The sequence below is a fragment of the Microbacterium sp. Leaf179 genome, assembly GCF_001423785.1.
Lineage (GTDB): Bacteria > Actinomycetota > Actinomycetes > Actinomycetales > Microbacteriaceae > Microbacterium.
In genome coordinates, this window is record NZ_LMPH01000003.1 from 241,760 (window position 1) to 253,289 (window position 11,530).

The following is an 11,530-nucleotide window of genomic DNA, read 5'->3' on the forward strand; positions in this document are numbered from 1 at the left end:
GGTCGCGGCTGACGCCGCGCCCAGGGCGTCGGGTCAGGGCAGCACGTCGGCGTCTTGCAGTGCCGACATGACCGTCTGCTCGATCGCGCGCTGACCCCGCGGCGTCGGGTGCACGTCGTCGGGCTGCATCCATTCGGGGTGCCCGACGAGCGGCTGCCCGACGTCGAGGAACGTGCCCCCGGCGTCGTCGACGGCGTCTCTCAGGGCCTGCGAGGTGACGGCGGTGTCGTCGGGGACGTCGGCCTCGTCGTTCCAGATGGTGCTGAGCCCGACGATGCGCGCGTCGGGCGCCGCCTCGCGCAGCAGCTCGACGGTGTCGGCGGTATCGTCGCGGATCTCGTCGCCGTCCTCCCAGAAGTCGTTGCTCGAGGATTCCACGACGATCAGCTGCGGTTGCAGGGCGGCGACGGCGGGCGCGAGCCCCGAGAAGGGCACCCCGCAGTCGCCCGTGACGACGAAGCCCGCTCCCGCGCAGGCGAGGTTGGTGAGGTTCAGGTGCGCGCGCGTGCCGAGCAGCACCGGCCACGCCTGCTCCGGTTCCAGCCCGAACCCCGACATGAGGGAGTCGCCCACCGTCACCACGCGCAGGGGCGCGGGCGTCGACGAGGGGATCGCTGTGGGGGAGGGGCGCAGCACCGGATCGGCGAACGTCGGCTCGGGCCGAGCGGTCGACGTCTCGGCGGCGCAGGCGGTGAGGAGCACGCCCAGGCCCACGGCGATCGCCGTCGTGACCACCAGAGAACGCCCGCGCATCATGGAGCGATCCTAGGAGGGCGACCCTATGAAGGGGCGCCGAGCCCGCTCACACCCGCAGCGAGGCGAGGTGCTCGCGCAGGGTGGGTCCCGCGCGGAACTCGCGGATCAGGTGGTGCACGACCTCGCGCAGATCGCCGTCGGCGGCCTCGGCCACCGCGACCTGGCGAGCGGAGCTGCCGCCGGTGGCAAGGATCGTCTCGAGCCCGGCGAACTCGCGCGCGCAGTGCAGCTCGGCGGCGACCCCGGCGAGCTCCTGCATCGTCGAACGCAGGTGGTCGACCACCGGCAGCTGCGTGCCGTCGCGATCGACGATGACCCGCGCGTCCAAGCCATAGCGGGCTGCGCGCCACTTGTTCTCGCGGGCGTACCAGGGCGGGATGCCGGGAAGCTCGCGGCCCTCGTCGATCAGGCGCGAGAAGTGCTCCACGAGCGTCTGCGCGAGGGCGGCGACCGCGGCGAGCTCGGGCAGGGTCGACATCCCGTCGCACGCGCGGATCTCGACGGTGCCCCACTTGGGCGCCGGACGGATGTCCCAGCGCACCTCGCTGGCATCCGCCATGACCCCGGTGCGCACCATGTCGTCAAGGTAGCGCTCGAAGTCGTCCCAGGTCTCGAGCTGCCAGGGCAGACCCGCGGTGGGCAGCTGCTGGAACACGAGGGCGCGGTTCGAGGCGTACCCCGTGCGCTCGCCCGCCCAGAACGGGCTGGATGCCGAGAGGGCCTGCAGGTGCGGGAGGTAGACGGTGAGGGCGTTGACGATCGGCAGGACCTTCTCGACGTCGTCGACGCCGATGTGCACGTGCACGCCCCAGATCATCATGTTGCGGCCCCACCACTGCGTGCGCTCGATGAGCGAGTGGTAGCGCGTCTTGTCGCTGACCTGCTGGTCGAACCACTGCGCGAAGGGGTGGCTTCCGGCGCACAGCAGCTCGACGCCGAGCGGCTCGGTCTCTTCGCGCAGAGCGCCGATGGCGTCGGCGATGTCGTCGACGGCTCCGGCGACGGTGTCGCCCACGCCGCTGGTGACCTCGACGGTGTTCGTGAGCAGCTCACCCGTGACGGTGAAGCGCTCGAGCGCGGTGCGGTCCTCGAGGCGTTCGAGGATCTCGGGGGCACGGGGGACCAGGTCGCCCGTCTCGCGGTCGGCGAGCATGAGCTCCCACTCCAGCCCCACGGACGAGCGCGTCGATGCAGCGAACGGCAGCCTCATGCGGCTCAGTCTCGCATGCGGCATGCGGTGGATCGCGCCGGTGGAAACGCCGTGTTACGCCGACTCCGGCGCGTCGCGGCGTGTCATTCGACGTCGCTGTCGCGGGTGGGGCGACGGATCTGGCAGAATAGAGGGTCGGACCCACCACTCGACCCTCTATCCAGTGTCGGTCCGCCCTTTTGAGCTTCCGCCGGGTGTGCACCCCACGCTCCAGGCGTTCGGTTCGTTCGTTTTCCATCATCAGGAGTCATCGTGGCTGTCAAGATCCGTCTCAAGCGCCTCGGAAAGATCCGCGCGCCCTACTACCGCATCGTCGTCGCCGACTCGCGCACCAAGCGCGACGGTCGTGTCATCGAAGAGATCGGCAAGTACCACCCGACCGAGGAGCCCTCGTTCATCGAGGTCGACTCGGAGCGCGCGCAGTACTGGCTGTCGGTCGGCGCCCAGCCCACCGAGCAGGTCGCCGCCATCCTCAAGCTCACGGGCGACTGGGGCAAGTTCAAGGGCGACGCCAACGCCGTGTCCACCGTCAAGGTGCGCGAGCCCAAGGCGCCCTTCCAGCCCGACGCCGCCAAGAAGTCGGTCGTCAAGCCCAAGGCCGAGAAGAAGGCTGCCGAGGCCCCCGCCGAGGCGTCCGCCGACGCCGCCGAGACCTCGGCCGAGTAATTCCCGTGCTGTCTGCCGCGCTCGAACACGTCGTCAAGGGGATCGTCGATCACCCGGACGCCGTGACCATCCGTTCCAGCACCTCGCCCCGCGGCGATGTGCTGGAGGTTCACGTTCACCCCGATGACCGGGGTCGCGTGATCGGGCGCGGCGGACGCACCGCCAAAGCACTGCGCACCGTCGTGTCCGCCCTCGCCGACGGGCGTCGCGTTCGCGTCGACGTCGCCGACGACTGATGGCGGCCGACGACACCGCGGGCTCCCAGCCCGCCAAGACCCAGCTCCGCGTCGGGCGCCTGGTCAAGGCCCACGGCCTGAAAGGCGCCTTCAAGCTGGAGCTCTACACCGACGACCCCGACGGGCGCTTCGTCCCGGGCAGCACCTTCACTCTGCAGGTGCCCGAGTCGTCGCCGTGGCACGGCCGCGAACTGACCGTTCGCGAGTTCCGGTGGATGAACTCGCACCCCGTCGCCTTCTTCGAGGGTGTCGACGACCGCAACGCCGCCGAGGCGCTGGTCAAGGCCATCCTGTGGATCGACCAGGACTCCGAGACCGCCCCCACCGAAGACGACGCCTGGTACGACCACCAGCTGGTCGGTCTCGACGTGGTGCGTGACGGCGACATCATCGGTCGCGTGGTGCGGGTCGAACACTTCCCCGCGCAGGACCTGCTCATCGTCCGCCTGAGCGGCGACGAGCGCGAGGTCCTCGTTCCGTTCGTGAGCGCGATCGTTCCCGAGGTCGACATCGCCGCCGGTCGCGTGGTCGTCACGCCCCCGGCCGGTCTCTTCGAAGAGCTTCCGTCGGTCGAGGGCGACGAGCCCGAGCCCGACTCCGCCGACCTCGAGGCGCACGTCGACGAGACGCCCGACGCCGACGAGGCCACCGACGCGCGCGAGGACTGACGTGCGCATCGACATCGTGTCGATCTTCCCGACGATCTTCGACGCGCTCGAGGTGTCGCTGCTGGGCAAGGCCCGTCAGAGCGGCCTGCTCGACGTGCGCGTGCACGATCTGCGCGACTACACGCACGACCGTCATCGCACGGTCGACGACACGCCCTACGGGGGCGGCGCCGGCATGGTCATGAAGCCCGAACCCTGGGGCGAGGCGCTCGACGACGTCACCCGCGATGCGCCCGAGCGGCCCGTGATCGTCTTCCCGTCGCCCGCCGGCGAGCGGTTCTCGCAGGCCACCGCGCGCGAGCTGTCGACCGCCCCGCACCTCGTCTTCGGATGCGGTCGCTACGAGGGCATCGACGAGCGCGTCTTCGACTACGCCGCCGAACTCGGCGAGGTGCGTCTCATCAGCCTGGGCGACTACGTGCTCAACGGGGGAGAGGTCGCTGTGATGGCGATGGTCGAGGCCATCGGCCGCCTCGTGCCCGGCGTCGTCGGCAACCCCGAGAGCCTCGTCGAGGAGTCCCACGAAGACGGGCTGCTCGAGTATCCGTCGTTCACCAAGCCCGCGGTGTGGCGCGAGCGCGAGGTGCCCCCGGTGCTGCTCAGCGGCAATCACGGTGCGGTGGGCTCGTGGCGACGCGAGCAGCAGCTCGAGCGCACGCGACAGCGCCGGCCCGACCTGCTCGCCGACTGACCCCGCCGCCCCGGGTGTCCGCCTCGCGGCCTGGGGCGGAGGGGGAGTCCGCATCGGGTGCGCCCCGCGCTCGGCACCGGCCTGCCCTGTGAATGACGGATGCCGCGACCCCGAGGCCGCGGCATCCGTCGATCGCGTGTCAGTCGACGCCGAGGAACGAACGGTCCGTGAGCACGATCGGGCCGTCGGCGGTGATCGCGACCGTGTGCTCGGAGTGCGACCCGCGCGAGCCGTCGGCGCTGCGCAGCGTCCAGCCGTCGGGGTCGGTGACCAGCTCGTCGGTCGTGTGCAGGAACCACGGCTCGAGCGCCACGACGAGGCCCGCACGCAGCGGGTAGCCGCGTCCTGCCTTGCCGTCGTTGGCGACGTGCGGATCGCCGTGCATCGTGCGTCCGACGCCGTGACCGCCGAAGTCGGTGTTGATGCTCAGGCCCTCGGCGTGGGCGACCGCGGCGATGGCCGCCGAGATGTCGCCGATCTTGTGGCCGACGGTCGCGGCGTCGATCGCGGCGGCCAGAGCGCGCTCCGAGGTGTCGATGAGCGCCAGGTCCTCCTCGCGGGCCGTGCCGACCACGAACGACACGGCCGAGTCGGCGACCCAGCCGTCGACCGACGCCGCGAAGTCCAGCGAGACGAGGTCGCCGTCGCGCAGGACGTAGTCGTGGGGGAGGCCGTGCAGCACGGCGTCGTTGATCGAGGTGCACAGCACCTTGCCGAACGGGCTCGCGCCGAACGAGGGGTGGTAGTCGATGTAGCAGGACTCGGCACCGGCGGCGCGGATCATGTCGTGGGCGCGGCGATCCAGGTGCAGCAGGTTCGTGCCCACCTTGGTCTCGTCGCGCAGGGTCGCGAGCACCTCCGCGACGAAGCGGCCCGCCGGGCGCATGGCTTCGATCTCGGCCGGGGTGCGAAGTTCGATCATGGTGTTCCTCTCGTGGAACATCCATTCTCCCCGACGCGGCGCCCTCGCGCCGAGACGGGCAGAGGGTTCTCATAGGCAGCGCACATTCCCGCGCCGTAGCATCGGTCCATGGCGCTGCGCAGACTCTTCCTCGGCTGGTTGTTCCCGGCCGCCTTCGTCCTGCCGCTCTGGCTGTTCGTCGGATGGATCGTCTTCTCGGGCGGAAGCGGGTGGGCTCTGCTGTGGCTGTTCGTCGCCCTGCCGGCCGTCTTCGTCTCGCAGGTGCTGCTGTCACTGCTCATCCGCGGACGGGCGAGCGTGCGCGAGTCGCGCGCGGTGTCGTGGCGCGATGTGGCGGGCCTGGGGCTGTGGCACGTGGTGATCGTCGCGCTGGGCTTCTTCGACTCGCGCGTGTTCTTCCCGCTGCTGGTGCTGTCGGTCGTCGGTGCGCTGCTGCTGTTCTGGTCGTCGCTGGCGCAGTTGTGGAACGAAGCGCGGGGGGCGGTCACCGTGCTGCACGCCACCGACGGCACGGCCTACATCCCGCCTGCGCAGGAACGCCCGGCGACCCAGCCCGCGGGCGACGTGATCGTCGTCTCCGAAACGCGCCGTCCCGACTGAGTCGGTTTTGCCGCGCTCGGTGTCCGTGGCAGAATAGGCGTTTGTGCCCTGACCGGCTCTGCCTCAGGGGAGTCCGCCGCATCCGCGGCTTCGGGCACGCCTCACCTTTTCCCCTTTTATCGTGCGATCGACCTGTGGCGGTCGCAGGAAGTGAAGATCATGCAGATCCTCGACTCCGTCGACGCAGCCTCGCTGCGGTCCGACATCCCCGTCTTCGCCCCCGGCGACACCGTCAAGGTGCACGTCAACATCACCGAAGGCACGCGCTCGCGTGTCCAGGTCTTCCAGGGCGTCGTCATCGGCCGCTCGGGCGATGGCGTCCGCGAGACGTTCTGCGTCCGCAAGGTCAGCTTCCAGGTCGGCGTGGAGCGCACGTTCCCCGTCCACAGCCCGGTGATCGACCACATCGAGGTCGTCACCCGCGGTGACGTCCGTCGCGCCAAGCTCTACTACCTGCGCAGCCTCCGTGGCAAGAAGGCCAAGATCAAGGAGAAGCGCGACCGCTGAGTCCGCTCCCCTCGAACGCCCCGTGGATTTCACCCACGGGGCGTTCGGCGTTTTCGCGGCGGCGTCGGTCATCCGTCGGGGCCCCGATGTGCGACCCTTGTCCGTGCGGTTCTCCGGTGTGCGGCGGACCCGGTGAAGGAACACATGAACGACCAGACCGCCTCGACCCCGGATGCCGTGGCATCCCGTTCCGACGGTCGGCGTCGTCGCGGGTGGGGACTGTTCTTCCGCGACCTCGTGGTCATCGTGCTCATCGCGCTGGTCGTGTCGTTCCTGGTCAAGACGTTCGTGGTTCGGTCGTTCTACATCCCGTCGGCGTCGATGGAGAACACGCTGATGATCAACGACCGGATTCTGGTCGATGAGCTGACCCCCCGTTTCGGCGAGTACTCGCGCGGCGACGTCGTCGTGTTCCGCGACCCGGGCGGATGGCTCGACACCACACCGGCCGCTCCGCGGTCGCCGCTCGTCGAGGGCGTCGACTGGGCGCTCTCGCTGTTCGGCCTGTCGGCGCCCGACAGCGACGACCACCTGATCAAGCGCGTGATCGGCACCGCCGGCGACCACGTCGTCTGCTGCAACGCGCTCGGGCAGACCACCGTCAACGGCGTGCCGCTCGACGAGAGCTACGTGCGCCTCGCGCCCGGCGCCACGGCTCCCGAGCCGGTTCCCTACGACATCACGGTGCCCGAGGGCTCGCTCTGGGTGCTCGGCGACAACCGCAACAGTTCGCGCGACTCGCGCTTCAACCAGGATCAGCCCGGGCTGGGCTTCGTTCCCGTCGACAACGTCGTCGGGCGCGCCTTCCTCAAGACGTGGCCGCTCGACCGGTTCGGCCTCGTCGACTTCCACCACGAGGTGTTCGCGGGGGTCCCCGCGCCGGGATCGCCGTGATCGAGCCCACCCTCACGCTCGAGCGTCGCCTGCTCAAGGAGCACGCGATCGTCATCGCCTGCGACGAAGTGGGTCGCGGGGCGCTGGCGGGACCGGTGGCGGTCGGCGCGGCGGTGGTCGACCCGGCCCGTTCACGCAAGCGCGTGCCGATGGGGCTGCGCGACTCCAAGCTCGTACCCGAGGCCCGTCGCCCCGAGGTCGCCGCGCGGGCGGCGGCGTTCGTGCAGCACAGCGCCGTCGGGTGGGCGAGCTCCGTCGAGGTCGATGAGATCGGCATCATCCGTGCCCTCGGGCTCGCGGCGGTCCGGGCGATCGCCGACCTGCGCGCCCACGGCGTCGTGCCCGAAGAAGCGCTCGTGATCCTCGACGGCAACCACGACTACATCACCCCGGCGGGCGAGTCGGGGCTGACGGTGCGCCCGATCATCAAGGCCGACCGCGACTGCGCGAGTGCGGCCGCGGCATCCGTCATCGCCAAGGTCGCCCGGGACACGCTGATGGTCGGTCTGCACGACGACCTGCCCGCCTACGGGTGGGCGCGCAACAAGGGGTACGCGAGCCTCGATCACCGCGACGCCATCGCCGTGCACGGCATGAGCGAGCACCACCGGCATTCGTGGGCGATCGCCGCGGCGCCCACGCTGTTCTGACGACGCCGATCCGACGACGCCGAGGGACGCGCCCGGGAGCGTGCCCGCGTGCGGCTCGGCGCCCGACGCCCGCCTAGGATGGGAGAACCATGGATGACGACGTCTTCGAGGACTACGACCGCGAACTCGAACTGGCCCTTTACCGCGAGTACCGCGATGTCGTGCGCCAGTTCACCTACGTGATCGAGACCGAGCGACGGTTCTACCTGGCCAACGACGTCAATGTCGTGCGCCGCGACACCGAGCACGACTTCTACTTCGAGATCTCGATGACCGACGTGTGGGTGTGGGACATCTACCGCGCCGACCGGTTCGTGAAGTCGGTGCGGGTGCTGACCTTCAAGGACGTCAACGTCGAAGAGCTCTCGCGCCACGACTTCCAGCTGCCCGACGAGCTGTCGCTCGACAACTGACGCTCCTCCACAGCGGCCCGATCTCTCGGGCTCTCCACCGATGACGGTTTCGACGCCGCGGACGGGGTGAGCCGGATGCCACGCTCTCGGGCATGGCAGCGAAAGACGACCTCGGCCGAGCCGGGGAAGAACGCGCCGTCGCCTTCTTGACGGGTGACGGTTACCGGATACTGGCGCGGAACTGGCGGTGCGCACAGGGCGAGCTCGACATCGTCGCCGAGCACGGGCGCACTCTCGTCGTGGTCGAGGTGAAGACCCGCCGGAGCGAGGACTTCGGTCACCCGTTCGAGGCGATCGACGCGCGCAAGGCGGCTCGCCTGTGGCGGTTGGCCATGGCGTGGATCGCCGCTCACCCCGACGCAGCACGCGGCCGCCATCTGCGCATCGACGCGATCGCCCTCGTGGGGGATGATCCGGCGACGGCCCGCCTCGAGCACCTCGAGGACGCCCTGTGAGCGTGGCACGCACGTGGGCGGTGGCACTGACGGGCTTGCGCGGAGACCCCGTCGAGGTCGAGGCCGACGTGTCGTCGCAGACGCCGGAGTTCGCCATCATCGGACTCCCCGACAAGTCCCTCGGCGAAGCAGGGCGCCGGGTGCGCAACGCCTGCGCCAATCGTGGTCTCGACCTGCCGAAACGGCGGATCACCGTGAACCTCTCGCCGGCGAGTCTTCCCAAACGCGGGTCGGGGTTCGACGTGGCCATCGCCGTGGCCGCACTGGCGACGACCACGCGCATGGATGCCGCCCGCGTCGCCGCCACCGTGCACATCGGCGAGCTGGGACTCGACGGGCGGCTGCGCCCGGTGCCGGGCATTCTGCCCGCGGTGGTCGCTGCCCGCCGCGCGGGGCACGCACGGGTCGTGGTCCCCGCGGCCAATGCGGCCGAGGCCGCCCTCGTCGAGGGGGTCGAGGTGTTCGCCGCCACCTGCCTGGCCGAGGTCGTGCGCTGGCACGGAGGGGCGACCGACGCCGTGGAGCTGGACCCCGTCGCGGCTCCGGCGGTCGACGAGTCCTCCGATGAGAGCCACGAACTCGCCGACGTCGTCGGGCAGGCCGATGCCGTCGACGCGCTCGTCGTGGCGGCGGCCGGCGGCCACCACATGCTGATGAGCGGGCCCCCGGGCGCGGGCAAGACCATGCTGGCGCGTCGGCTCCCCGGCATCCTGCCCCCGCTCGACGACGACGCCGCGCTGTCGGTGGCGTCGGTGCGCTCCCTGTCGGGCGAGACGGTGACCCGGTTGTCGCGGACACCGCCGTTCGAGAGCCCTCACCACGGCGCGACGGCCGCCGCCCTGATCGGGGGAGGGTCGGGCGTGGTCCGCCCGGGCGCCATCGCCCGCGCCAGCGACGGGGTGCTGTTCCTCGACGAGGGTGGTGAGTTCCCGGCGGCGGTTCTCGACGCCCTGCGCCAACCGCTCGAGAGCGGCGTCATCCAGGTGCACCGATCGGGGGTGGCCGCCACCTATCCCGCGCGTTTCCAACTCGTGGTCGCGACGAACCCCTGCCCGTGCGGTCAGTACGGGGTGGCCGGGGGAAGGTGCGAGTGCGCCCCGCAGGCGATCCGGCGGTATACGCGTCGACTGTCGGGTCCCCTCCTCGACCGGATCGACATCGACCTGCGCCTCCAGCGCGTATCGGCCGCGCGACGCGAGAGCGACACGCGGACGGTGACCACCGCGCAGGCGCGCGAGACCGTCGCGCGCGCGCGAGAACATGCGGCGGTCCGGTGGGCCGCAACCCCGTGGCGTCGAAACGCCGACGTGCCGGGGACCTGGTTGCGCGGCCCCGCGGCCCCGTCGCCCGCCGTGCTGAGTCCGCTCGACGCGGCACTGCGGCGTGGGGCGCTGACCCTGCGCGGCTACGACCGGCTGCTGCGGGTGGCGTGGACCGTCGCCGACATCGCCGGTCATGAGCGGTTGCAGCCCGACGACGTGGGTCGAGCGCTGTACCTGCGGCGGGGGATGAGCGCGTGAACCTCCCCGATCTCGAGGCACCGGCCGCGCGCCGCGCCCTCCGCGGGCTCCGGCGCGCCGAGGGCGACGACGGCTCGGCCTACGCCCGCGCGATCTGGAGCGTTCTGCTCGAGCCCGGCGACGGGGTGGCCGGGGCCCTGATCGCGGCGCACGGGCCGGTCGACGCGCTCCGTCTCGTCTCGCGCGGAGAGGGGGCGGAACTCGCGGACGCGCGCGCACGGTGGCTGCCGCGCCTGCAGCCCGGGTCGATCACCGCCGCGCTGGAGTCGGCCCGTCGGGCGGCGGTCGACCTCGTCGTGCCGGGCGACGAAGACTGGCCGGTGAAGCTCGACGACCTCGGTGCCCATGCCCCGGTGGCTCTGTGGCGGCGGGGCCGATCTGCGGCTCCCGTCGGGCCCGTCGTCGCCCTTGTCGGGGCGCGCGCCTCGACGGCCTACGGCGAGGGGATCGCTGCCGACCTCGCCGCCGAGCTCGCTGCGGACGGCGTCACGGTGGTGTCGGGAGCGGCGTACGGAATCGACGGCGCGGCCCACCGCGCCGCGTTGAGCACCGCGGGAACGACGAGCGCCTTCCTCGCCGGAGGCGTCGACCGTTCGTATCCGCGCGGGCACGAAGCCCTGCTGACGACGATCGCCGCGTCGGGTGGGGTGTGGAGCGAGACACCGTGCGGAGCCGCACCGACGAAATGGAGGTTTCTCGCGAGGAACAGGCTGATCGCGGGGTTCGCCGATGCCGTGGTCATCGTCGAGGCCGGGTGGCGCAGCGGCTCGCTCAACACGGCTGCACATGCGGCGACGCTCGGTCGCGCCCTGGGGGCGGTACCCGGGCCGGTGACGAGTGCGGCCTCGGCCGGCTGTCACCGTGTCCTGCGCGAGTACGACGGCGTGTGCGTGACCTCGGCGGCCGATGTGCGCGAGATGCTCGGCGCCGCGGGAACGGGCACCTCGCTCGACGACGGGCGTACCGACGAGACCACCCGGGTGATGGACGCACTCTCGGCGCGGTCGGCGCGACCGACCGACGAGGTCGCGCGGCGGAGTGGACTGGCGCCCGCGCAGGCCGTCGTGCTGTTGGGTTTCGCCGAACTCGAGGGGCGGGTGGTGCGCGACGATGTGGGGGACTGGCTCCTGCGGCACGGCACGCGATGAGAGCGCCGGTGACGGGGTTCCCGATGCCCCTCGCGCGGCCCCACGCGGACGCCGCGGCTCGTCTGCCGCCGGTTCCCCGCCTCGCGCGGACGTTCTCCGCCGGTCCGTCGCCGCGCGCGGACGGCCGCTCTGGCCGACCTCACCGGGGCGACCGGCGATCCGGAGGTCGCGGCACTCGGCGTCGAGGACCTCCG

Annotated in this window: 15 protein-coding genes; 12 read left to right on the forward strand and 3 right to left on the reverse strand. The window is 71.4% G+C overall.

The window, feature by feature from the left end; all coding sequences use genetic code 11:
• Positions 1-33 precede the first annotated feature (33 nt).
• Positions 34-756: an SGNH/GDSL hydrolase family protein gene (locus ASF96_RS12635; protein ID WP_055939827.1), complete on the reverse strand. Its 723-nt coding sequence runs from the start codon at positions 754-756 to the stop codon at positions 34-36.
• A gap of 46 nt (positions 757-802) precedes the next feature.
• Entirely contained in the window at positions 803-1,966 is a 1,164-nt protein-coding gene (locus ASF96_RS12640) for a glutamate--cysteine ligase (RefSeq protein WP_055939829.1), read from the reverse strand.
• Positions 1,967-2,218: 252 nt separating this feature from the next.
• On the opposite strand from ASF96_RS12640, the gene rpsP reads away from it, so the two are divergent.
• Genes rpsP through trmD form a run of 4 tightly spaced genes read left to right on the forward strand, consistent with a single transcriptional unit; the run spans position 2,219 to position 4,227 of the window.
• On the forward strand, positions 2,219-2,632 hold the full coding sequence (gene rpsP, locus ASF96_RS12645) for a 30S ribosomal protein S16 (protein ID WP_055836651.1): 414 nt from the start codon (positions 2,219-2,221) through the stop codon (positions 2,630-2,632).
• Between the two features lie 5 nt (positions 2,633-2,637).
• Positions 2,638-2,868: an RNA-binding protein gene (locus tag ASF96_RS12650; RefSeq protein WP_055939831.1), complete on the forward strand. Its 231-nt coding sequence runs from the start codon at positions 2,638-2,640 to the stop codon at positions 2,866-2,868.
• A complete protein-coding gene (gene rimM / locus ASF96_RS12655; RefSeq protein ID WP_055939833.1) occupies positions 2,868-3,536 on the forward strand; it encodes a ribosome maturation factor RimM in 669 nt (222 codons plus the stop codon). Before ASF96_RS12650 ends, rimM begins: the two co-directional genes overlap by 1 nt.
• A gap of 1 nt (position 3,537) precedes the next feature.
• A complete protein-coding gene (gene trmD / locus ASF96_RS12660; RefSeq protein WP_055836661.1) occupies positions 3,538-4,227 on the forward strand; it encodes a tRNA (guanosine(37)-N1)-methyltransferase TrmD in 690 nt (229 codons plus the stop codon).
• A 139-nt stretch (positions 4,228-4,366) separates the two neighbouring features.
• Here trmD and map read toward each other — a convergent pair whose 3' ends face one another.
• Entirely contained in the window at positions 4,367-5,149 is a 783-nt protein-coding gene (gene map, locus ASF96_RS12665; protein WP_055836664.1) for a type I methionyl aminopeptidase, read from the reverse strand.
• A gap of 108 nt (positions 5,150-5,257) precedes the next feature.
• Here map and ASF96_RS12670 point away from each other — a divergent pair, with 108 nt between their 5' ends.
• The 8 genes from ASF96_RS12670 (at position 5,258) to dprA (ending at position 11,336) form a co-directional block, all read left to right on the forward strand.
• Positions 5,258-5,749: a hypothetical protein gene (locus tag ASF96_RS12670; RefSeq protein ID WP_055939834.1), complete on the forward strand. Its 492-nt coding sequence runs from the start codon at positions 5,258-5,260 to the stop codon at positions 5,747-5,749.
• A 159-nt stretch (positions 5,750-5,908) separates the two neighbouring features.
• Positions 5,909-6,256, forward strand: coding sequence for a 50S ribosomal protein L19 (gene rplS / locus ASF96_RS12675; protein ID WP_055837868.1), 348 nt, complete (start codon positions 5,909-5,911; stop codon positions 6,254-6,256).
• A 144-nt stretch (positions 6,257-6,400) separates the two neighbouring features.
• On the forward strand, positions 6,401-7,150 hold the full coding sequence (gene lepB, locus ASF96_RS12680) for a signal peptidase I (protein WP_055939836.1): 750 nt from the start codon (positions 6,401-6,403) through the stop codon (positions 7,148-7,150).
• Positions 7,141-7,800 (forward strand): ribonuclease HII, encoded by a 660-nt coding sequence (locus tag ASF96_RS12685; protein ID WP_055837870.1) that lies wholly within the window; start codon positions 7,141-7,143, stop codon positions 7,798-7,800. The genes lepB and ASF96_RS12685 overlap by 10 nt, the downstream gene beginning before the upstream one ends.
• An 89-nt stretch (positions 7,801-7,889) precedes the next feature.
• Positions 7,890-8,213: a DUF2469 family protein gene (locus ASF96_RS12690; protein ID WP_055836674.1), complete on the forward strand. Its 324-nt coding sequence runs from the start codon at positions 7,890-7,892 to the stop codon at positions 8,211-8,213.
• A gap of 92 nt (positions 8,214-8,305) precedes the next feature.
• On the forward strand, positions 8,306-8,668 hold the full coding sequence (locus tag ASF96_RS12695; protein ID WP_055836677.1) for a YraN family protein: 363 nt from the start codon (positions 8,306-8,308) through the stop codon (positions 8,666-8,668).
• On the forward strand, positions 8,665-10,188 hold the full coding sequence (locus ASF96_RS12700; RefSeq protein ID WP_055939838.1) for a YifB family Mg chelatase-like AAA ATPase: 1,524 nt from the start codon (positions 8,665-8,667) through the stop codon (positions 10,186-10,188). The genes ASF96_RS12695 and ASF96_RS12700 overlap by 4 nt, the downstream gene beginning before the upstream one ends.
• A complete protein-coding gene (dprA, locus tag ASF96_RS12705; protein WP_055939840.1) occupies positions 10,185-11,336 on the forward strand; it encodes a DNA-processing protein DprA in 1,152 nt (383 codons plus the stop codon). The genes ASF96_RS12700 and dprA overlap by 4 nt, the downstream gene beginning before the upstream one ends.
• The last annotated feature ends 194 nt before the right edge of the window (positions 11,337-11,530 follow it).